The organism is Streptomyces sp. NPDC055078 (assembly GCF_053607985.1).
In genome coordinates this window covers 3261-4181 of sequence record NZ_JBSGUP010000699.1, presented here as the reverse complement: position 1 = coordinate 4181, position 921 = coordinate 3261, and the positions used below count along the sequence as shown (strand labels likewise).

The following is a 921-nucleotide window of genomic DNA, read 5'->3' as shown; positions in this document are numbered from 1 at the left end:
GGCCCGTGCCCGCGGTGGACGACACGCTCCAGCTCTACTTCCTGTGCGCCCACCCGTCGCTGACGCCGTCGTCCGCGGTCGCGCTCACCCTGCGCGCCGTGGGCGGACTGACCACTCGCCAGATCGCCCAGGCGTACCTGGTGCCCGAGGCGACGATGGCACAGAGGATCAGCCGGGCCAAGCGCACCGTCTCCGGCGTACGGTTCGACCGGCCGGGCGATGTCGCCACCGTGCTGCGCGTCCTCTACCTGGTCTTCAACGAGGGTTACTCCGGCGATGTCGACCTCGCCGACGAGGCCATCCGGCTCACCCGGCAGCTCGCCGCCGCGATCGACCACCCCGAGGTGGCGGGGCTGCTCGCCCTCATGCTGCTCCACCACGCCCGCCGTGCCGCCAGGACCGCACCCGACGGCAGCCTGGTGCCGCTCGCCGAGCAGGACCGGGGCCGGTGGGACACCGAGTCGATCGCCGAGGGCGTCGCGATCCTGCAGTCGGCCCTCGCCCGGGACCGGCTGGGCGAGTTCCAGGCCCAGGCCGCCATCGCGGCACTCCACGCCGACGCGCCCACCGCCGAGGAGACCGACTGGGTGCAGATCGTCGAGTGGTACGACGAACTCGCGCGCCTGACCGACAGCCCCGTCGTCCTGCTCAACCGCGCCGTGGCCGTGGGCGAGGCCGACGGCCCGCGCGCCGGCCTGGCGGCACTCGCGGCGCTGGACGCCGCCTCCTCACGTTCTCCGAGCCCGAGATCTTCGAGCAGCAGCGGACACCCCGTACCCCGCCACACCGCCGTGGCCGCGTACCTCCACGAGCGCGACGGCGACCTGACGACGGCGGCACGGCTGTACGCCGAGGCGGCCCGACAGGCACCCAACCTCGCCGAGCGCGACCATCTGACGCGCCAGGCCGCCCGGCTCAACG

Annotated in this window: 1 protein-coding gene; it reads left to right on the top strand. The window is 74.2% G+C overall.

Annotation, left to right across the window (positions count from 1 at the left end; genetic code table 11):
- Window positions 1-921 (top strand): RNA polymerase sigma factor (locus ACWF94_RS35055; protein ID WP_453498105.1); only part of this gene is annotated, 921 nt, incomplete at both ends.